At 73.3% G+C, this 21,345-nt stretch carries 13 protein-coding genes; 8 read left to right on the top strand and 5 right to left on the bottom strand.

Annotation, left to right across the window (positions count from 1 at the left end; genetic code table 11):
- Positions 1 to 15 precede the first annotated feature (15 nt).
- Positions 16 to 1,728 (top strand): DEAD/DEAH box helicase, encoded by a 1,713-nt coding sequence (locus ACZ7LY_RS11345; RefSeq protein ID WP_471624289.1) that lies wholly within the window; start codon positions 16 to 18, stop codon positions 1,726 to 1,728.
- Between the two features lie 206 nt (positions 1,729 to 1,934).
- On the opposite strand, the gene ACZ7LY_RS11340 is transcribed toward ACZ7LY_RS11345, so the two are convergent.
- On the bottom strand, positions 1,935 to 2,468 hold the full coding sequence (locus tag ACZ7LY_RS11340; protein ID WP_471624288.1) for a MarR family winged helix-turn-helix transcriptional regulator: 534 nt from the start codon (positions 2,466 to 2,468) through the stop codon (positions 1,935 to 1,937).
- Positions 2,469 to 2,584: 116 nt separating this feature from the next.
- Between ACZ7LY_RS11340 and ACZ7LY_RS11335 the strand changes: the two genes are divergently transcribed.
- On the top strand, positions 2,585 to 4,045 hold the full coding sequence (locus ACZ7LY_RS11335; RefSeq protein WP_471624287.1) for an MFS transporter: 1,461 nt from the start codon (positions 2,585 to 2,587) through the stop codon (positions 4,043 to 4,045).
- 45 nt (positions 4,046 to 4,090) lie between these two features.
- Here ACZ7LY_RS11335 and ACZ7LY_RS11330 read toward each other — a convergent pair whose 3' ends face one another.
- Positions 4,091 to 5,788 (bottom strand): ankyrin repeat domain-containing protein, encoded by a 1,698-nt coding sequence (locus ACZ7LY_RS11330; RefSeq protein ID WP_471624286.1) that lies wholly within the window; start codon positions 5,786 to 5,788, stop codon positions 4,091 to 4,093.
- A gap of 80 nt (positions 5,789 to 5,868) precedes the next feature.
- A complete protein-coding gene (locus ACZ7LY_RS11325) occupies positions 5,869 to 6,771 on the bottom strand; it encodes a hypothetical protein (protein WP_471624285.1) in 903 nt (300 codons plus the stop codon).
- Positions 6,772 to 7,058: 287 nt separating this feature from the next.
- Here ACZ7LY_RS11325 and ACZ7LY_RS11320 point away from each other — a divergent pair, with 287 nt between their 5' ends.
- Positions 7,059 to 10,148 carry an endo-alpha-N-acetylgalactosaminidase family protein gene (locus ACZ7LY_RS11320; RefSeq protein ID WP_471624284.1) on the top strand — a complete coding sequence of 1,030 codons (3,090 nt, stop codon included), beginning with the start codon at positions 7,059 to 7,061 and terminating at the stop codon, positions 10,146 to 10,148.
- Between the two features lie 91 nt (positions 10,149 to 10,239).
- On the opposite strand, the gene ACZ7LY_RS11315 is transcribed toward ACZ7LY_RS11320, so the two are convergent.
- A complete protein-coding gene (locus ACZ7LY_RS11315) occupies positions 10,240 to 11,982 on the bottom strand; it encodes a glycoside hydrolase family 35 protein (protein WP_471624283.1) in 1,743 nt (580 codons plus the stop codon).
- A gap of 138 nt (positions 11,983 to 12,120) precedes the next feature.
- On the opposite strand from ACZ7LY_RS11315, the gene ACZ7LY_RS11310 reads away from it, so the two are divergent.
- The 5 genes from ACZ7LY_RS11310 (at position 12,121) to ACZ7LY_RS11290 (ending at position 19,325) form a co-directional block, all read left to right on the top strand.
- On the top strand, positions 12,121 to 13,008 hold the full coding sequence (locus ACZ7LY_RS11310) for a helix-turn-helix domain-containing protein (protein ID WP_471624282.1): 888 nt from the start codon (positions 12,121 to 12,123) through the stop codon (positions 13,006 to 13,008).
- Between the two features lie 6 nt (positions 13,009 to 13,014).
- Positions 13,015 to 13,350 (top strand): chorismate mutase, encoded by a 336-nt coding sequence (locus tag ACZ7LY_RS11305; RefSeq protein WP_471624281.1) that lies wholly within the window; start codon positions 13,015 to 13,017, stop codon positions 13,348 to 13,350.
- A 94-nt stretch (positions 13,351 to 13,444) separates the two neighbouring features.
- Positions 13,445 to 15,934 (top strand): aminopeptidase N, encoded by a 2,490-nt coding sequence (gene pepN / locus ACZ7LY_RS11300; RefSeq protein ID WP_471624280.1) that lies wholly within the window; start codon positions 13,445 to 13,447, stop codon positions 15,932 to 15,934.
- 560 nt (positions 15,935 to 16,494) lie between these two features.
- The gene (locus ACZ7LY_RS11295) at positions 16,495 to 17,883 is read left to right on the top strand and encodes a pyridoxal phosphate-dependent decarboxylase family protein (RefSeq protein ID WP_471624279.1); all 1,389 of its coding nucleotides are present in this window, start codon (positions 16,495 to 16,497) and stop codon (positions 17,881 to 17,883) included.
- Positions 17,880 to 19,325: a lysine N(6)-hydroxylase/L-ornithine N(5)-oxygenase family protein gene (locus tag ACZ7LY_RS11290; RefSeq protein ID WP_471624278.1), complete on the top strand. Its 1,446-nt coding sequence runs from the start codon at positions 17,880 to 17,882 to the stop codon at positions 19,323 to 19,325. Before ACZ7LY_RS11295 ends, ACZ7LY_RS11290 begins: the two co-directional genes overlap by 4 nt.
- 35 nt (positions 19,326 to 19,360) lie before the next feature.
- Here ACZ7LY_RS11290 and ACZ7LY_RS11285 read toward each other — a convergent pair whose 3' ends face one another.
- Entirely contained in the window at positions 19,361 to 21,175 is a 1,815-nt protein-coding gene (locus tag ACZ7LY_RS11285) for a bifunctional metallophosphatase/5'-nucleotidase (RefSeq protein WP_471624277.1), read from the bottom strand.
- Positions 21,176 to 21,345: the final 170 nt, after the last annotated feature.

Raw genomic sequence — 21,345 nt, 5'->3', positions numbered from 1 at the left:
CGGAGGGCCTGCCGTATGACCAGCTCTTCTGCCCGTCCGTCCCGCCGCCGTGCCTCCGGCCGTCCTGTGGACGGAGCGCGCCGAGCCCCCCAGCAGAAGCGCAGGCAGGCACCCACACCCCCGCGTGAGTTCACGGTCCCCGAGAACGTCACCCCCGCGCTGCCGCCCGTCGCCGCCTTCGAAGACCTCGACATGCCCGCGGCGCTCCTGACCACGCTCGGCGAGCAGGGCGTGACCGAGCCGTTCCCCATCCAGGCCGCCACCCTGCCCAACTCGCTCGCCGGCCGCGACCTGCTCGGCCGGGGCCGCACCGGTTCCGGCAAGACGCTCGCCTTCGGCCTGCCGATGCTCGCCCGCACGGCCGGTGCCAAAGCCGCGCCGCACGCGCCGCTCGCCCTGGTCCTCGTCCCCACCCGGGAACTCGCGCAGCAGGTCACCGACGCGCTCACCCCGTACGCGAACGCCCTCAAGCTGCGTCTCGCCACCGTCGTCGGCGGCATGTCGATCTCCCGGCAGGCGGGCGCGCTGCGCCGCGGCGCCGAGGTCGTGATCGCCACCCCCGGGCGGCTCAAGGACCTCATCGAGCGCGGCGACTGCGACCTGGCGCAGGTGCGCGTCACGGTCCTCGACGAAGCCGACCAGATGGCCGACATGGGCTTCATGCCGCAGGTCACGGCGCTGCTCAAGCAGGTCGAGGCCGGCGGCCAGACCATGCTGTTCTCGGCGACCCTCGACCGCAACGTCGACCGGCTCGTCAAGCAGTTCCTCACCGACCCGGTCGTGCACTCCGTCGACCCGTCGGCCGGCGCCGTCACGACGATGGAGCACCACGTCCTGCACGTCCAGGACGAGACCGACAAGAAGGCCGTCACCGCGCGCATCGCCGCCCGCGACGGCCGCGTCATCCTCTTCGTCGACACCAAGCGCTCCGCCGACCGGCTCGCCAAGCGGCTCCTCGCCAACGGCGTCCTCGCGGCCCCGCTGCACGGCGGCCGCAGCCAGCCGCAGCGCAACCGCACCCTGGAGCAGTTCAAGGACGGCCGCGTCACCGCGCTCGTCGCCACGAACGTCGCCGCGCGCGGCATCCACGTCGACGACCTCGACCTCGTCGTCAACGTCGACCCGCCCACCGAGCACAAGGACTACCTGCACCGCGGCGGCCGCACCGCCCGCGCGGGGGAGTCCGGCAGCGTCGTCACGCTGGTCCTGCCCGACCAGAAGCGCGATGTGCAGCGGCTCATGCGGGACGCCAAGGTCGACGCCCGCACCGCCCAGGTCCGCTCCACCGACGAGGAACTGAGCCGCATCACCGGCGCACGCGAGCCGTCCGGGGTGCCGGCCGTCATCGCCGTGCCCGAGCCGGAGCCGAGCACCGGCCAGGCCAAGTCCGGCACGCGCAAGCCGCGCCGCTCCCGCCGCTCGGGCTCCGGCTCGGGCGCGGCCGCCGCCTCGGCCGCCGGCTCCGGTACGGGGTCGCGCGCGGGCGGCGCCTCCCGGTCCGGGGGCGCGTCGCGCGCGGGCGGCGGTGCCCGTACCGGTACGGCCGGCGGTGCCCGGTCGGGCGGCTCCGGCCGCGCGAGCGCGGGCTCCGGCGCGGGTACGCGGGCCGCCGGCGGCCGGGGCCGTGGCGGCGCCGGTGCCGGTGCCGCCGGGGGCAAGGGCGCTGACGGCGCGGCCAAGTCGGGCGGTCAGGGCCGCCGGCGCGGTCCCCGCCAGGCCGCCGCGTAGCCGGTAGCCCCGGGGCGGGCGGGCCTGAGCCTGGTCTCCGCTTCGGGGGTCGCGGGCCTGAGCCTGCGTGTTCTCCGTTTCGGGGTTCGCGGGCCTGACCTGGGTGTTCTCTCCTTCGGAGTTCTCAGCTCCGCGTCTGTTCGTTCTGTTGTCCGCCCGTCTGGGCGCCGTCCCTCGTAGGGGGAGCGGCGGTCAGGCGGGCGGTCTCATTTCGGGATCCGGGCGACGGCCTCGGTCTGCGCCTTCGTCATCGCCGCCATGAACCGCGTCGCCACCCGCAGCTCCTCGTCGCTGAACTCCTCGCACGCCACCACGACGTCCCGCGCCCACGCGTCGAAGAACCGGGTCAGCTCCGCGATCCTGTCCCGGTCCAGCTCGATCACGACGCGCCGCTTGTCGCTGGGGTGCGGGGCACGGTGCACGAACCCCTTCGCCGCCAGCCGGTCGACCAGCCCCGTCACCGACGCCGGCGCGAGTCCCGTGAACCCCACGATGTCCTTGGCCGTGAGCGGGCCGTGCTTGGCCAGCAGGTCGAGGGTCTTCGACTCCGTGGGGTTCAGCCCCTGCGAGGCGGCCACCGCCGTATGGAACATGATCGTCGCCGCGCTGTGCCCGCGCCCGGTCTCCATCAGCTCCCGAAACACCGCGTCGCGCTCTGCGGTGGGGGGCTCGGTGGCCGGCGCCGCTGCGGTGGGCGGCTCCGTGGGGGCGGGGGCTTGGTGCTTCTCGTCCCTGGTCATGAGGCCAGGGTACCGATTATTTAGTTCGCCCGAAAGAAAGGGTTGCGATCTTCGAGGGGGCGGTGCAAGTATTTCGTTAGCCCGAACGAAATACTTCGTCGTCATGGGGAGCCGTCATGTCCGTCAGCCTCGACCCGTCCTCGCCCGCCTCCCAGGCCGCCGCCGGCCCGCCCCCCGGCACCCATCCGCGCCGCTGGGCGGCGGCCGCCGTGATGACGGTCGCCGCGCTGATGGACCTCCTCGACGTGACGATCGTGAACGTGGCGATCCCCTCCATCGGCCGTGATCTGCACGCCTCCGAGAGCGCCCTGCAATGGCTGGTCTCCGCGTACCTCCTCGGCTTCGCCGCGACCCTCGTCGTCTCCGGTCATCTCGGCGACCGCTTCGGCCGCAAGGGCCTCTTCCTCGCCGGCACCGCAGGCTTCGGTCTGGCCAGCCTCGCCTGCGGAATCGCCCAGTCGCCTGGGCAGTTGATCGCCGCGCGCGCCGTGCAGGGCGTGATGGCGGCGGTGCTCGTGCCGCAGGTCCTCGGTTCGTTCCGCTCGCTGTTCCAGGGCAAGGAACGGGGCGCCGCCTTCGGTGTGTACGGCGGCGTCGCCGGGTTCGCCTCCGCGATCGGGCTGCTGCTCGGCGGCGTCCTGACCGACGCCGACCTCTTCGGCCTCGGCTGGCGCTCCGTCTTCCTCGTCAACGTCCCCGTCGCCCTCGCCACCTTCCTCGCCGGTCTCCTCCTCGTCCCCGCCACGCGCGAACGCTCCGCCCGCCGCCCCGATCTGCTCGGCAGCCTCGTCCTCGCCGTCGGTCTCGTCGCCATCGTGCTGCCGCTCGTGCAGGGGCGGAGCAACGGCTGGCCGCTGTGGGGCTGGCTCTGCCTCGGCGCGGGCGTCGTCGCGGTCGTCGGGCTCGGCGTCCTCGAAGCGCGGCGGCACTCCGAGCGGATCGTGCCGCTGCTGCCCGCCCGCGCCTTCCGCCTGCCCGCCTTCTCGGTCGGCGTCCTCGTCCAACTCCTCTTCTCCGTCGGCATGCAGGGCTTCTTCCTCGTCTACGCGCTCTGGCTCCAGGGCGGCCAGCACTACAGCCCCCTCCAGGCCGGCGTCATCACCGTCGCCTTCTCCGCCGGCAGCTTCCTCACCGCCCCGGCCGCCGACGCCCTCGCTGTCCGCTTCGGCCGGCTCGTCCTCGGCGCCGGCGCGCTGCTGATGGCGGGCGGCTTCGGCTGGGTCTGGCACGCCGCCCAGCACGCCGCCGCCGTCCACACCGGGGCGTGGCCCATGGTGCCGGGCCTCGTCCTGGCCGGCGCGGGCCTCGGCTTCCTCGTCGTGCCCCTCGCCAACGTCGTCCTGTCCGCCGTCCCCGCCGAGATCGCCGGTGGCGCGTCCGGGATCTTCTCCACCGCCCAGCAGTTCGGCGGGGCGCTCGGCGCGGCCGTCATCGGGACCGTCTTCTTCGACAACGTCTCCGAAGGGCTCGGACACGGCCTGGACGCGGCGATGCCCTGGGTCACCGGCGGGTTCGTCCTCTGCGCCCTCCTCTGCGTGATCCTGCCCCGCACAGCCATCACGCCGTACGAGGACTGAGGCCGGTGCTCCCAGTCCGGCCCGCGCCCTCGGCCGGCGGCACGCTCAGCCCGCCCGGGGCCAGGTGTGCTCCAGGACGTTTCTGACGCGCGGGTCCGTGAAGGCGCGGGCCCCTTCCCGCGCCACGGCGTGCGCGTGACCGCCGGGCGGCGCCTGGGCGAGCAGCCGCGTCAACGTCCCCACCGCCCGCCGGTCCTGACGTACCGCCAGCGCCCGCGCCGCCCCCGCCGCCACATCGTCCCGTACGTCGTCCAACAGCGCGGCCAGCGCTTCCCGCACCCCCGCCGAGTCCCCTGCGGCGGCGAGCGCGAGCACCGCCCGTGCTCGCACCTCGGGCGCCGCGTCCCGGCTCAGGGCGATCACCGTGTCGAGCGGTGCGCTGCCGATGCCGTGCAGGGCGGCGGCGACGGCACGACGGACGCCGGGGGAGGGGTGATCGGCCAGCGCGGCGATCTCCGGGACGGCCGCCGGATCGCCGAGCCCGCCCAACGCGCCGATCACACACCGCAGTTCCACATCCCCGGCCGGCTCTCTGCGCAGGGAGGAGCCGCCCGGGCCCGGCGCTCCTGCTTCCGCCGATGCGCTTGCTTCCGCCGCTGCCTCCGCGCCGGACCGCTCGGCCCGCGCCGGGGCGCCATCCCCGTCGCCGGACCGGGCCCGTGCCCCGCGCCCCGGTGCGGGGCGCCGTGGGCGGGCGGCGCTTCCGGTGGCTCCGGTGCGCTCGGTGAGGCGGGAGCGGAGCAGGCCGCGCAGTACCGGTACCGCGCGTCGAGCGTAAGGGCGGGTGCCGGAGGCCGCCGGGCCGCCGAGCCTGCCGAGGACGTCCGCCGCGAACGCCCGCCGCAACGGGTCCCGGTCCGCGCACCACGCCGCCGCCGCGCGGAACGTCACCTCGTCGCCCCGCGCCCGCAGAACCCGTCGCGCCTCCACCCAGTCGTCCCCGGCGGGATCGCCTGACCGCACCGCCCGCTCGGCCAGCTCGGCCGCCGGAGTCACCGCCCCGAGCGACGCCTCAAGGAGCGTGGCGATCGCCGCATGCCCGGTCTGCTGCTCGTTGCCGCTCGTCGGGCGGCCCGCCGCGTCCAGCAACTGCACGACGACGGTCACGCCGCCCGCCTCCGCGAACCGCTGCGTCACCGTCTCCCGCTCCGCGCCGCCCCCGCTCGACTCCAGCAGCGCGGCCCGCACCACGCGCTCCACGTCCACGCGCCGCCACCGGCGCGCCTCAGCGAGCGCCTGTTCCCGGCCCGGCGCCCGCTGCTCCAGCAACGCCCGCACGCACCCTGTGGACCCGCGCCGGGCCGCCGCCACCAGCGGCAGCTCCCCGCTCGGCCCCGGCAGCGCCGGATCGGCCCCGCCGTCGAGCAGCGCCCGCACCACCGCCTCCCGCCCGAGCCGCACCGCCCACGTCAACGCCCGGAACCCGAACTCCTCCTCCGCGTCCACCGGCGCCCCCGCCGCCAACAGCGCCCGCACCACCGCGACATGCCCCGCGCACGCCGCACCGCACAACGGCAGATCCGTCCCGCTGCTCAACCCCGCCGGATCGGCGCCCGCCGCCAGCAGCAGCCGTACGATCTCCGGCTCGTCGCACATCGCCGCCCGGTACAGGGCGCTCTCCCCGTCCGCGTCGCACACATCTCCGCGCACCCCGGCCCGCAACAGCCGTACCACCGCGTCCGTGTCGCCGCCGTGCACCGCCTCGAACAGCTCGGGGACGCCGGCCTTCACCTCGTCGTCCATGCCTCGACCCTCACCCCGCGACCCGCCCCGACGCAAAGCAATTCGGGGCAAAACCTGACCAAGAGCGGGCCGCGCGGCCGTTACGTATCGCACTCCAGCACCGTCCGGCACAACCCGCACCGGGCCCGCACCCGGCCCCGTACCGGTACCCGGACGCGCTGCCGGCACGTCGGGCACGGGAACTGAACCGCCAGCCCGTCCCGCCCCGCGCCGGCGGTCGTGAACGCGTACGCCACGTCCCGCGCGGGCGGCTGGGGGCCGTGGTCGCGCGCGTACCGCCGGTCCTTCGCGTACCGGCGGCGGCCCGCCCAGCCCGCCGCCGTCAGCGGCGGCTGCCGCTCCTCGCTCCGCGCCCGCGCAAGGCCCTTCGTGTACGCCGTGTACGCCTGCGCGCTCGTGAACCACGTCTCGGGTGCCTCGCCGAACGCCAGCGACCGCTTCGCCAGCACGTACCCGAACTCCTCCGGCGTCAGATAGCCGAGCTTCTGCGACGACGCCGCGTCCTCCCGATAGGCGTCCAGCAGCAGCCAGCCCGCCCCGAGGTAGGTCGCCGCCGTGTCCGTCAGGATCTCGTTGTCCCCGGTGCCGGGGAACGACAGGTCCAGGCGGTGCAGATACACATGCATGATCTCGTGCGCCAGGGCCGCGCCGATGTCCCGCCGATGCCGGCGGAACCGGTCGTTCACCTCGATGAAGTACTCCGGGCCCGCCGCCAGTTCGACGCTCGCCGCGTGCTCCATCTCGCGGAATCCGACGATCATCCGCGCGTCCGGCAGCCGGTAGTGGCGGACCAGCTCCCGCGCCACCCGCTGCGCCCCCAGATGCAGATCGTCCTGGTCGCTGAACGCCACGTCCGCCGGTGCCACGCTCGGCGTGAACGCGTGGACGGTGTCGTACGAGAGGCGCTTGTACAGCGCGGTGATCGCCGACCACACCGTCTCCAGATGCACGAAGCCGTGCACCACCGGTCCGCCGTTCGCCACGCGCGCACCCCCTTGGGCCGCCGGACCACGTCACGGGGTCGGCCCCCGGACCCGGCGTACTCAGGGTACGGCCGGGCCGCCCGCCCGGAACAGCGCGCGAACCGCCGCCGAGGCGCCCTCCGGCCGCGCTCGCGCGCCCCGCATTAGTCCAAGTCCTGCCGCTTCTTTGTCCATGGGCCCGCCACCGCCCCGCGACGCATCGTGAGCGTCGCGTCACCCCCACGGCCGCCCCAGGCGCCCCGCCCCCGCCGAGAACGCCCCACCGCCCTCCGAGGAGCCCCGCCCCCATGAGAACCCCGCCCGCCCCGAGCCGCCGCTCGGTCGTCACCGCCGCCGCCCTCGCCACGGCGGCCCTCGCCGGCGGCCTGCCCGCCGTCGCCCGCGCCGCCTCCCTCGACGCCGGCCCGGGCGCGCCGGGCGCCACCGACCCCGAGGCCGTCATCCGCTCCGGCGCCCTCACCGTCCGCGTCGGCACCGCCTTCCCGCGCGTCGCCGCGTACACCCACCGCGCCACCGGGCACACCCTGTACGCCCAGGAAGACGCGGTCACCCAGATCCTGATCGACGACATCCCCTACACCCCCCGTGTCACCAGCCGGACCGACTCCGACCGGATCAGCTACCGGCTCACTCTCGACGAAGGTCCCGTCATCGACGCCGAGATCGCCGTCGACGGCTGGACCGTCACCTTCCGCGTCACACGTATCCGTGACACGGACGCCCTGCGCGTGCACACCCTGCAGATCCCTGGACTGCAGTTGGTCAGCGTGCGCTCGACGCAGGCCGGCGCCACCCTCATGACGGCCCGCGTCGACATCGACAAGACCCGGAGCGGCGATTCCACCGTAGGCATCACCACTGACAGCCGACCCGATCCAGCGGCCGTCGGAGCCGCCTACGCCGTCGCCCACACGAGTGAACTCGGGGCCGCCGTCGAGAACAACACGAGCTGGGACCGGCCCGCCGCGACACCCGGTACGAGCTGGGAGAACGGCCGGTTCTGGCGGCAGACCACGCAGCGCGACGGATACGTCAAGGGCGGTATCAGCAACGGCCAGTGGACCTACCGCGCAGACACCGCCGCCGTGGACGACACCGAGCCCCTGCCCTGGGCGAAGGTGATCATCACCGGCGACCGCAACGGCGACGGCGTCGTCGACTGGCAGGACGCCGCCATCGCCTTCCGCGACATCGCCGTCACCCCGCTCGGCGCCGACACCCAGTACCAGCGGGTCGTCGCGCACATCGCGTACAACATCGGCTCCGTCGCCGGCAACCCGTTCCTGACCACGCTCGACCACGTCAAGCGTGTCCACCTCGCCACCGACGGGCTGCGCCAGTTCACCCTGCTCAAGGGCTACCAGTCCGAGGGCCACGACTCCGCGCACCCGGACTACGGCGGTCACTACAACGAGCGCGCCGGCGGCCTCGGTGACCTCAACACCCTGGTCCGCACCGGCAGGACCTGGGACAGTGACTTCGCCGTCCACATCAACTTCACCGAGTCCTACCCCGAGGCCCACGCCTTCTCCGAGCAGCTCGTCGACAAGACGAACAAGCAGTGGGCGTGGATGGACCAGAGCTACCGCGTCGACAACCGCCGCGACCTCGTCACCGGCGGCACCGAGGAGCGGATCAGGCAACTGCGCGACGAGGTCGACAAGGGCCTGAACACGCTGTACGTGGACGTGTTCCGCGACTCGGGCTGGATCGGCGACCGCTTCCAGCGCATCCTGCGCGAGCAGGGCTGGCAGGTCACCTCCGAGTGGGGCCACGGCCTGGAGCGGTCCTCCCTGTGGTCGCACTGGGCCAATGACGTCACCTACGGCGCCGACTCCTCACGCGGCATCAACTCCCGCCTCATCCGTTTCATGCGCCACCACCAGAAGGACGTCTTCGCCGACAAGTTCCCGCTGCTCGGCACCGCCCGCCTCGGTGACTTCGAGGCATGGCAGAACAAGACCGACTGGACCGCGTTCTACCGTCTGATCTGGTCGCACACCCTGCCGGTCAAGTACCTCCAGGCGTTCCCGATCAAGACCTGGAGCGACGACGAGATCACCTTCTCCGGGCCCGGCAGCACCTCGGTCAAGGCCGCCGCCGACGGCACCCGCACCATCACCACGGACGGCCGCACCGTCCTCACCGGCGACACGTATCTGCTGCCCTGGGACCCCCGCAAGGCCGGCGGCCCGCAGAAGCTGTACCACTACAACCCCGGCGGCGGACGCACCCGTTGGCAGCTCCCGCGCGCGTGGGCGGGCCTGAAGAAGACCGCCCTGTACCGCCTCACCGACCAGGGCCGCGTCTTCGTCGCCCACGTCCCCGTCAGCGCCGGGACCGTCACCCTGGACGCCGACGCCGACCAGCCCTACGTCCTCTACCGCGCCCGCGCCGACCTCGCCCGCGACCCCCGCTGGGGCGAGGGCACCCCGGTCCGCGACCCTGGCTTCCACTCCGGCTCCCTGGCCGCCTGGGACGTCACCGGCGCCTGCGAGGTGCGGCGCAGCGAGATCGGCCAGTACGAGGCATGGGCCGGTACCGACGGTGCTCCCGCCGCCGTCCGTCAGAAGTTGCGCGGGCTGCGCCCCGGTACCTCGTACGTCGCCTCCGTACAGGCCCTCATCGGCGACGCGCCGGGGGAGCGGCGCACCGCCACCCTGGAGATCACCACCGCCGACACCGCCCGGCACGTCACCATGGAGTCCTCGACCGCCGTCAACAAGCAGTCCTGCGACCTGAAGCTGAACACCCGCTTCCAGCGCATGTTCGTCCACTTCACCGTCCCCGAGGGCGGCGGTGACGTCACCCTCGCGCTCAAGGTCGCGGCCGGCACCGCGCGCGTGGCGTTCGACAGCGTCCGCGTCGCCCGCGCGACCCCGCCCGCGACCAAGCCCGGCACCCTCGTCTTCCAGGACTTCGAGCACGTACCGGACGGCATCTTCCCCTTCATCGCCGCCACCAGCCGCGCGCACCTCGCGGAGAAGAACGCGCCCTACACACAGGCCGGCTGGAACGGCACCGTCGTCGACGACGTCCTCACCGGCACCTGGTCGCTGAAGGCGCGCCTCACCGGAACGGGCCTCGTGTACCGCACGATCCCGGCCACCGTGCCCTTCACGCCCGGCAAGCGCTACCGGGTCTCCTTCCTGTACCAGAGCGAGACGGCCGCCACCTGGACCACCGCCGTCGACACCCCCGCCACCAAGGCCGTACGCACCGACCCGCTCCCCAAGACGGCCCCCGGCACGACCACCGAGTTCGGCTACGAGTTCACCGCTCCCGACGACGGCGACGCCTGGGTGGGGCTCACGTCGAACGCCTCCGACGGCGGCGCGGTCGTCATCGACCAGTTCACCGTGACCCCGCTCGACTGACCGCACGCGCTCACCCACAAGAAGACGCACGTACGACACAGAGGGCCGCTCCGGATCCGGGGCGGCCCTCTCTGCGCGACAGCAGCGAACGTCAGCGCAGCCTGACCTCCGGCTCACCCGCCCGGTCCGTCTCCAGGACCCACACTTGGTTGACGCCCTCCCGCAGCACCGGGCCGGGCACGTACAGGGAGAGCTGGGGGCCCGCCGACCAGTAACGGCCCAGGCAGAAACCGTTCACCCACACGAACCCGCGCGTCCAGCCCGGCAGTTCGAGCGTCGCGTCCCCCGCGCCCGCCACCTCGAACGACCCCCGGTACAGACCCCGCGTGGCGCTCTCCGGGGCCGCGTCAGGCAGCCCCGCGACCGCCTCCGGTGTGAACGCGTCAAGGCGCAGCCCCCGCGCGCGTACGCCGTGCAGATACTGCCGCTCATGCAGCAGGCCGCCCGTGACGCCCTTGCGTTCGCCGGTGCACGGCCCGTAGTTGACCCGGCCGAGGGACTCCACCCACAGCTCCACGCGCGCGTGCCCCGCGACCGGCTCGGGCAACTCCGGTGCCGTCTCCGTCAGCACGCCCGCCCGCTCGCCGTCGACGTGCACGACCGCCAGATCCCGCAGCCCGGCCGCCCGCAGCGGGTACGAGCGCCGGGGGCCCGGCACGGACACCGCGTAGCGCACCAGGCCACGGTCCACGTCCAGGTCCTCGAACGACGGCGGCACCGGATACTCCGCCTCCGGGCCGCCCAGCGCCTCCAGCACCCCTTCCAGGCCCGTGAACGCCGTCAGGGCGGCCGACACCGGGGCGGCCAGCGCGGGCGGGCCCGGCGGCGGCTCCGGCAGCGGACCGGCCGCGTACGCGGCCAGCACCTCGCGGAACAGCCAGAACTTCTCCGTGGGGCGCCCGTACTCGTCGATCGGCGCGTCATAGTCGTACGACGTCACGTCCGGCTCCAGCGGGCCGTCATGCAGCGCGCCGCCCCGGTTCGCCCCGGCCCAGCCGCCGAAACTCGTACCGCCGTGCGCCATGTACAGGTTCACCGAAGCGCCGCACTCCAGGATCTCCCGCAGCGCGTCGGCCGCCTCCCGTGGATCGCGTACGACATGCTCCGCGCCCCAGTGATCGAACCAGCCGCACCAGAACTCCATGCACATCAGGGGACCCTTCGGGCGGTGCCGGCGCAGCGTCTCGAAGCCCTCGCGCGCGTGGGAGCCGAAATTCGCCGTGGCGAGCACCCCGGGCACCGAGCCGCCCGTCAGCATGTGGTCCTCGGGCCCGTCCGACGTGAACAGCGGCACCGTGACGTCCAGGTCGAGCAGAAGGTCCGCCATGGCGCGCAGGTAGAGCGCGTCCGAGCCGTAACTGCCGTACTCGTTCTCCACCTGCACCATGATCACCGGGCCGCCCCGGTCGCACTGGCGCGCGGTCACCTGCGGCAGCAGCACCCCGAACCAACGCTCCACATGCGCCAGGAACTCCGCATCGCGCGTGCGCACGCGCGTGCCGAGCGGACCCGTCACCCAGTGCGGCAGCCCGCCGTTCTCCCACTCCGCGCAGATGTAGGGCCCCGGCCGCACGATCGCCCACATGCCCGCCTCGCGCACCGCGTCCAGGAACCGGCCCACCGCCTCGACGTCACGGACCTCGCCCGGGCGCACCTCGTGCAGGTTCCACGGGACGTACGTCTCCACGCAGTTCAGGCCCATCGCCCGCATCGTCCGCAGCCGGTGCCCCCACTGCGCCTCGTGCACACGGAAGTAGTGCAAAGCGCCCGACAGCAGCCGCACCGGCCGCCCGTCCACCTCGAACTCCTCCGCGCCCACCCTGAACTCGCCCATCACGTGCTCCTCTTTCGCCTGGTCGGGGCGGTGCCCACCGGTCGCCACCCTCACCTCTGGCGGGCGGCGGGGTCCATGGACAAAGATCGGCTGGTGTTGGACGGGGACGGCACGAAGAAACACCACGGGAGGGGACATATGTCCACGTACCACACCTGGATGCGGTACTTCACACCCAGCCCGGTCCACCACCGCCTCGGGCTCGTCTGCCTCGGCGTCGGACTCCAGCACGGGCTGCTGCCCACGGTCGGCCCGCGCACCCTCGACCACCACGTCGCCGTCGTCGTCAGCGCGGGCGGCGGCTGGTTCCAGGGCCCCGACGGGCGCCGCACCACCATCACCGCCCCCGCCCTGCTCTGGCTCACCCCCGGCGTCCCGCACCACTACGGGCCCGACCCCGGCACCGGCTGGGACGAGTGCTTCGTCGACTTCACCGGGCCCGCCACCACCACGTACACCGAACTCGGCTACATAGAGCCCGACCGGCCCGTCGTCCCGCTGTCCGACGCCGCGCCCGCCCGCGCCGCCGTCGGACGCATCGCCCGCGCCGCACGCCGGGGCAACCCCCTCCTCGACGTCGAGACCGGCGCCGCCGTCCACGAACTGCTCGTCGCCCTGCGCCGCGCCCGCGCCGACATGGCCCCCGACGGCGACCCCGTCCTCCAGGCCCTCGCCCGCGACGCCTTCCAGCCGCTGTCCGTCGCCGAGCACGCCGCCCGCCACGGCATGACCCCGGCCGAACTGCGCACCGCCGTCCGCCGCGGCGCCGGATGCAGCCCCAAGGACTATCTCCTCGGCATCCGCCTCGGCCGCGCCAAGGAACTCCTCGCCGCCACCGAACTGCCCGTCGCCGCCGTCGCCCGCCGCGTCGGCTACGACGACCCCGCCTACTTCTCCCGCCTGTTCACCCGCCGCGTCGGCACCGCGCCCGTCCGCTTCCGCGAGCAGCAGGGCCGCGCCGTGCCCGGCGGCTGGTCCGACAAGATCCCCGACCCCGACGACCCGCCCATGCTCCACGTAGGGTGAACGGCCATGACCACCAGCAAGCCCCAGGAAGTCGACCCGGCCGTGCGCGCCGAACTCGGCCGGCTGCGCGACAGCATCGACAACATCGACGCGGCCGTCGTCCACATGCTCGCCGAGCGCTTCAAATGCACCCAGCAGGTCGGACACCTCAAGGCGCGGCACGCGCTGCCGCCCGCCGACCCCGCGCGCGAGGCCCGCCAGATCGAGCGGCTGCGCCAGCTCGCCGAGAACGCCAAGCTCGACCCGGCGTTCGCGGAGAAGTTCCTCAACTTCATCATCAGCGAGGTGATCCGCCACCACGAGCAGATCGCGGAAGCCGCCTCCACCCCCGCCGACACGTGAGACGCGGGCCGCGGGACACCTCCCGGGGCCCCGCACGCCCCCATCGACCGGCCCGCACTGTCCCGTTGTCAGTGGCATCGGGCAGCATGGGGCCATGCCCGTACTGACGCGCGACGAAGCGCAGACCCGAGCCCAGTTCCTCGACGTCCAGCGGTACACCGTCGACCTCGACCTGGACCGCGGAGACGACACGTTCGACTCCCGCACCGCGATCAGCTTCACCGCCCGCGCCGCCGGAGCGACCTTCGTCGAGCTGAAGCCCGCCCACCTGCGCTCCGTCACGCTCGACGGGCAGCCCCTCGACCCGGCCGGCCTCGATGAGAACCGGCTGGCGCTGACCCTCACCGAAGGCCCCCACGAGCTGATCGTGGAAGCCGCCATGCGCTACTCGCACACCGGCGAGGGCATGCACCGCTTCACCGACCCGACCGACGGCGAGACGTACACGTACACGCAGTTGTTCATGGAGGACGTACAGCGCGTCTTCGCCGCCTTCGACCAGCCCGACCTCAAGGCCGTCTTCGACCTGACCGTCCACGCCCCCGCAGGCTGGACCGTCCTCGCCAACGGCGTCACCGAGCACCTCGGCGACGGCACCTGGCGCGCCGCCACCACCCCGCCGCTGTCCACGTACCTCGTCGCCGTCGCCGCCGGGCCCTGGCACTCGATCCGCACCGAGCACCGCGGCCTGCCCTTCGCGCTGCACTGCCGCCGCTCCCTCGCCGCGTACCTCGACGCCGACGCCGACGAGATCCTCGACGCCACGCGCGCGTGCTTCGACCGCTACCACGAGAAGTTCACCGAGCCCTACCCGTTCGACTCCTACGACCAGGCCTTCGTGCCCGAGTTCAACGCGGGCGCCATGGAGAACCCCGGACTCGTCACCTTCCGCGACGAGTTCGTCTACCGCTCCGCCGTCACCGACACCGAGCGGCAGACCCGCGCCATGGTCATCGCCCACGAGATGGCGCACATGTGGTTCGGCGACCTCGTCACCCTCAAGTGGTGGGACGACATCTGGCTGAACGAGTCCTTCGCCGAGTACATGGGCTACCAGACGCTCACCGAGGCGACCCGCTTCACCGAGACCTGGGTCGACTTCGGTGTCGCCCGCAAGACCTGGGGCTACGACGCCGACCAGCGTCCCTCCACCCACCCCGTCGCGCCCGAGGCCGTCCCCGACACCGCCTCCGCCCTGCTCAACTTCGACGGCATCTCCTACGCCAAGGGCGCCTCCGCGCTGCGCCAGCTCGTCACCTGGCTCGGCGAGAAGGACTTCCTCGCCGGCATCAACACCCACTTCAAGCGCCACCGCTTCGGCAACGCGACCCTCGCCGACTTCATCGACTCCCTCGCCTCAAGCACCGACCGCGACGTCCACGCCTGGGCCGGCGCCTGGCTCGGCACCACCGGCGTCGACACGCTCACCGCGCGCGTCCGCGAGAGCGACACGGACTGGACCCTTACCGTCGAGCAGCAGGGCGGCCGCCCGCACCGGATCGCCGTCGGCCTCTACGACCGCGACCCCTCCGACAGCCGGGCCTTCGTGCTCCGCGAGCGCCTCGATGTCGACGTGCCCGGCGAACCGCTCACGTTCCACGGCCCCCGGCCCGCCCTCGTCGTCCCCAACGACCAGGACCTCACGTACGCCAAGGTCCGCCTCGACGCGCTCAGCGAGGAAGCCGTCCTGCGCGGCATCTCGGGCCTGCCCGACGCCCTCACCCGCACCGTCGTGTGGAACGCGCTGCGCGACATGGTCCGCGACGGACAGCTCGACCCCGGCACATACTTGCGCGCCGTCGAGACGCATCTGCCGTACGAGCGTGATCTCGCCCTCGTGCAGGGCGTCCTGGCCTTCGCGCGCACCCAGGTCGCGGACCTCCACAGCAGGCCCGAGGACCGGCCCGCCGCGCTCGCCCTGATCACCGGCGTGTGCGAGGAGATCGTGCGCCGCACCGAGGACGGCGAGCAGCCCGGGCTGCGGCTCGTCGCCGTACGGCACCTCATCGACGCCGCGCAGCACGCCGACGTCATCCGCGGCTGGTACGACAACGGCAGCGTGCCCGGCGGACCCGACCTCGACCCCGAGCTGCGGTGGCGGGTCCTCGGCCGGATGAGCGTGCTCGGGGCGGTGGACGACGCGGTCATCGAGGCGGAGCTGTTGCACGACCCGAGCGCCACCGGGCAGGAGGGTGCGGCGCGGTGCCGGGCGTCGTTGCCGGATCCGCAGGCCAAGGCGGAGGCGTGGGAGGCGATGTTCACGGACGACGCGGACAGGGAGCTGTCCAACTACCTGTTCACCGCTACCGCGCAGGGGTTCTGGCAGCCTGAGCAGGGGGAGTTGTTGCGGGGGTATGTCGAACGGTACTTCTCCGAGGTCACCGGGCTTGCCGAGCGGCGGGGGCCGGCGCTTGCGGCTGCCGCCGGGCGTTATGCGTTTCCGGTGACCGCCGTTGGGGTCGGGACGCTTCGGCAGGGTGAGCGGTGTCTCTCCGAGGGGGATGTGACTCCGGCGTTGCGGCGCAAGCTTGTGGATCAGCTGGATGATCTGGCTCGGGCGTTGAAGGTCCGCGGGGACCTCTGACGAACGGCCCCGTGCCCGGCCCCGGGTGACCCTATTGCCGCCCGGGGCCGAGCGAACCCCCAGGGGCTCCGCCCCGGCCCCCGCTCCTCAATCGCCGGAGGGGCTTGATAAGTCCCTCCCGCCACCGCCCCGCTCAGGGGCGCGGGGAACTGCGCGAGCAACCACGACGTACCCGCGCTGGGCAGCGCACCCCCGGGGGCTCCCGCCCCGGCCCCCGGCTCCTCAATCGCCGGAGGGGCTTGATCGGGCCCGTCTCAGCGCCGCCCTCGTCGCACGCGCCCGTGTGAACTCCCGTTCGCTACCGCCCCGCTCAGGGGCGCGGGGAACTGCGCGAGCAACCACGGCGGACCCGCGCCCAAACAACCCGCCCCCCCCAGCCGGACGCGCCCCCGCTATACCGCACCCGCCCCCCGAACTCCCCCCGCCCGTCCCCCTTTCGGGTCCTCTTCGGGGGAAGGGGCGGCGTTTGGGGTGCGCCGGGCGAAGACTGGGGCCGTTTCCAGAACTCCCGTTTCCAGAACCCCCGTAGCAGAACCCCGTGAAGAAGAAGGCGCCCCCCCATGAGCACCTTTCCGCCGCTGGCCGGAGGACCGGACGGGCCGGACGCCCTGCGGCCGCTGCTCGACACCGTCCTGGAAGCCCTCCGCACCGGCGCCAAGGACCGAGGGGGCCCGCTGCCCCCGGGCGGCCCGGACGAGGTCGCCGCCCGTCTGCGCGAAGCGACCGGCGATCCGCTCCCTGCCCACGGCACCGGCGCCGAAGAGGCCCTGCGCACCCTGGTCGCCGCCGTCACGAGCGGCGCCGCCGACCCCGCCGACCCCCTGTGCGCCGCCCATCTGCACTGCCCCCCGCTGGCCGTCGCCACCGCCGCCGACCTCGCCGCCGCCGCGCTGAACCCGTCGATGGACTCCTGGGACCAGGCCCCCGCCGCCTCCGCCCTGGAAGCCGCCCTCACCGCCCGCCTGGCCCGCCTCGCCTACCCGGAGGCACCCGCGCCGGACGCCCTCGTCACCACCGGCGGCACCGAGGCCAATCAGCTCGCCGTCCTCCTCGCCCGCGAAAGCGCCCGCCACCCCGAGCCGTTACGCCTGCTCGTCGGGGAGAACGCCCACCACAGCCTCGCCCGCGCCGCCTGGCTCCTCGGCCTGCCCGAGCCGCTGACGCTGCCCGCGCCCACCGGCACCCTCGACCCGGCCGCGCTCGACGAGGCCCTCACCGACCTGCCGGGCCCCAAGCTCGTCGCCGCCACCGCCGGCACCACCGACGCGGGCCTCATCGACCCGCTGCCCGAGCTGGCCGACATCGCCGAGCACCACGGCGCCCGCCTCCACGTCGACGCCGCCTACGGCGCGGGCCTGCTCTTCAGCGACCGCCACCGCCCCCTCGTAGCCGGACTCGACCGCGCCCACACCGTCGCCCTCGACCTGCACAAGCTCGGCTGGCAGCCCGTCGCCGCCGGACTCCTCGCGGTGCGGGACGGAGCCGACACCGCGCCCCTCGGCCACACCGCCGACTATCTGAACGCCGACGACGACACCGAGGCCGGACTGCCCGACCTCCTCGGCCGCTCCCTGCGCACCACCCGCCGCCCCGACATCCTCAAGATCGCCGTCACGCTCCAGGCGCTCGGCCGCAGCGGGGTCGGCGCGCTCGTGGACCAGGTCATGGCGCTCGCCCGCCACCTCGCGCGCCTGATCGTCGCCCGCCCCGGGCTCGACCTCCACGACACCCCCACCCTCACCACCGTCCTCTTCCGGCCCGCCGGCGCCGACGACACCGCCGTCGCCGCGATCCGCCGCGACCTGCTCACCGAGGGCCGCGCCGTCCTCGGCCGCGCGCGCATGCCCGACGGCCGGCTCTGGCTCAAGGCCACCCTGCTCAACCCGCACGCCACCCCCGACGACCTCGCCGCCCTGCTGGACCTGGTGGAAGGACACACCCCCCGATGACCGCCGTACCCGCGCCCCGTCCCACCTCCCGGCCCGACGACGCGCCCCGCGACCTCGTCGGCATCGGCATCGGCCCCTTCAACCTCTCCCTCGCCGCGCTCGCCCAGCCCCTGGCCGAACTCGACGCGGTCTTCTACGACCAGCGCCCCGCCTTCCACTGGCACCCCGGGCTGCTCATCGAGGGCGCGACGCTCCAAGTGCCGTTCCTCGCCGACCTCGTGACCCTCGCGGACCCGGCGAGCGACTGGACGTTCCTCAACTACCTCAAGTCCCTCGGGCGCCTCTTCCCGTTCTACTTCGCCGAGCGCTTCCACATCCAGCGCGCCGAGTACGACGCGTACTGCCGCTGGGTCAGCGAGCACCTGCCCGGCCTCCACTTCCGCCACCAGGTCGACGCCGTCCGGTGGAACGCGGACCGCGCCCTGTTCGAAGTCGACCACACCCAGCTCGACACCGACGGCGAAGCCGAGGCGCTCGGCCGCACCTACACCAAGAACATCGCCCTCGGCGTCGGCACCGAACCCCACGTCCCCGAGCCGCTCAGGCCCCTCGCCGACGCGGCAGGCGTCCCCGTACTGCACTCCGCCGACTACCTCGCGCACCGCGCACAGCTCCTGGAGGCCGGGCACATCACCGTCATCGGCGGCGGTCAGTCCGGCGCCGAGATCTTCCTCGACCTGCTGCGCGCCCGCCCCGCCGGACGCGAGCGGATCCACTGGCTCGCCCGCACCGAGGCGTTCGCGCCCATGGAGTACAGCAAGCTCGGCCTCGAACACTTCACGCCCGACTACACCCGCTACTTCCACGCCCTGCCCGAAGCCGAGCGCGACCGGCTCGTGCCCGCCCAGTGGCAGTTGCACAAGGGCATCGACGCCGACACCATCGCCGCCATCCACGACGAGCTGTACCGGCGCTCCCTCCACGGCGGCTGGCCCGACGCCACTCTCACCCCCGGCGTCCACGTCCGTACCGCCGGCCGCGTCGCCTCCACCCGCGTCGAACTCCACCTCGAACACCGCGGTCAGGGCACCCGCTCCCGGCTCACGACCGACGCCGTCGTCCTCGCCACCGGCTACCGCGAACGCCCCCTCGGCGAACTCCTCGCCGGGCTCGACCCCTACCTGCTGCGCGACAGCTCCGGCCGCCCCCGCGTCGACGCGCATCACCGGCTCGTCCTCGACGGCGCCGCGAACCACCCCGAGCGCCACATCTACGTACAGAACGCGGAGCGGCACACGCACGGCGTCGGCGCGCCCGACCTCGGGCTCGCCGCCTGGCGCAGCGCCACCATCCTCAACTCCCTCACCGGCAAGAACCCCTACCCGCAGCCCGAGCGGACCGCGTTCACCACCTTCGGGCTCGGCGCCCCCGACGGCCACCGCGCCCCGGGCGCCCCCGAAGGGCACGCGAGGCGCGGCACTCTCGTACAGCTCCAGGACTGACCGGCCACCGCGCGCGGCGGCCGGTCACGGGCGGGTCAGGAGAAGACCGGCGTCCCGTCCCGCGTCAGCTTCCAGTCCACGGACGCGAAGTCGGCCGGGTCGAGGACGCCCTTCGCCGTCACCCACTCCGCGATCCGCGTCCGGATCTCGATCGACTCCGACCACAGCTCCTGCGCCGACGCGACGAACGGGAACGCGCCGCCGCCGTTCGCCCGGTAGTTGTTCACCGCGAACACGAACTGCGCCTTGTCGTCCAGCGCCGCGCCCTGGAACCGCAGGTTCTTGATCCGCGACCCGGCCGGCTGCGCGATGTCGATGTCGTACGAAAGGCCCGACACGTAGTCGTAGTTGTAGTCCGGCCGGTTGTTCGCGTTCGTCAGTTTGTCGACGTCCACCGGCGCGCCCGCCGCGGTCTGCACGAAGTACTGCGCCGAGTACTCCAGGTAGGCCCGCATCTGCGCGCCCGTCATCAACTTGGCGACCAGCGTGTTGTCGTACACGTACAGGCCCGACAGGTCCCGGATCGTCACGTCGCCCGCGGGGATCTGCGAGGTCCGGGAGAACGGCGACGCCTGCGAGAGCACCGGGAGCGACGCGTACTGCGTCGACTTCAGGGCGTTCGCCACCACATCCGACTGCACCTTGTTGATCAGGTCGATGATCGGCGCGTCCTTGTACCGGGCGTCCACCGTCGTCAGCGTCGTCGTCGCGCGCCCCACCACCTGGTTCACGTACTTCACGACGAGCGCGTGGTCGGCGGCCAGCAGCCGCGTGATCTTCGGGTCGTCCGCCACGGTCGCCGAGTCGAGCAGCTTCGACGCCACCGAGACGACCGACCAGCGGCCCTTGTTCCACTCCAGCTCGAAGTCGAACTGCGCCAGCCGCTCGGCGTAGCAGAGCGGTTCGGCGAGGACGACCTCGCGGCCGGTCTTCTCGTTGACGACCTTCTGCTGCGCGATCTCCACATGCGCGTGACCGACGAGGATCGCGTCGATGCCGGGCACCTTGCGCGCGACCTCCGCCGCCGCGTTCTCCACGTACGGGAGCTGGTCGCCCCACGACGAGGTGCCCGAGGCACCCGAGTGCGCCGACACGATGACCACGTCCGCGCCCATCGAGCGCAGCTTCGGCACCCACAGCGCGGCCTGCTCCTCCAGGCCGGGGAACTTCAACACGCCCTGCACGTACGCCTTGTCCCAGATGGCGATGCCGGGGTTGGTCAGGCCGAGGACGGCGACCTTCACGTCCCGGCCGTGCGGCGTGCGCAGCGACTTCATCACGTACGGGCGGAACGCGGGCTTCTCCGTCTTCGCGTCCACGGCGTTCGCGCCGAGCAGCGGGAAGTCGAGCTGCGACTCGAACTTGCGGAGCGTGTCGATGCCGTAGTTGAACTCGTGGTTGCCGAGCGCGGCGGCGTCGTAGCCGATCGCGTTCATCGCCTGGGCCATCGGGTGCACCGGGCCGTTCGCCGCCGTGATGGGGTCCACGCGCGCGAAGTAGTACGTCAGCGGCGTGCCCTGGATCGTGTCGCCCGCGTCGATGAGCAGCGTGTTGTGCCGCCCCTTCTCCTCCCGCACGCGCTTGACCAGCGTCGAGATCCGGGCGAGGCCCTGCGCGTTGCCCGCCGCGTCCTTGTACTCCGCGTCCTTGTAGTAGTCCCAGTTGAAGACGTGGCCGTGCAGGTCCGTCGTGCCGAGGACCGTGAACGCGTACCGCTTGTGCGCCCCGCCGCCCTGCTGCGAAGCGCCCGGCGCGGCCTGCGCCGACGGCGCGACGGCGGCGCCGGTCAACGCGACACCGGCCCCCGTCGCGGCGGACTTGCCCAGAAAGGATCTGCGGTTCAACGGCATGGAGACGCTCCTGTACGGATGACTGCGGTGATACGGGAATGAACGCGCGGGTCGGCCGGCTGGGGGAACGGCCACGGCAACGCGCGTAGATTCTGGCCCAGCGGGGCGGCGGCGCAACACCCCCCGCACGTTGCGATCCGGTGACCGGCAGCCGGCGCGGGCCCTTCCGG

This window comes from Streptomyces sp. NPDC107550, assembly GCF_055639095.1.
The sequence above is the reverse complement of the archived record's forward strand: the minus strand, read 5'-3'. Positions and strand labels throughout refer to the sequence as shown.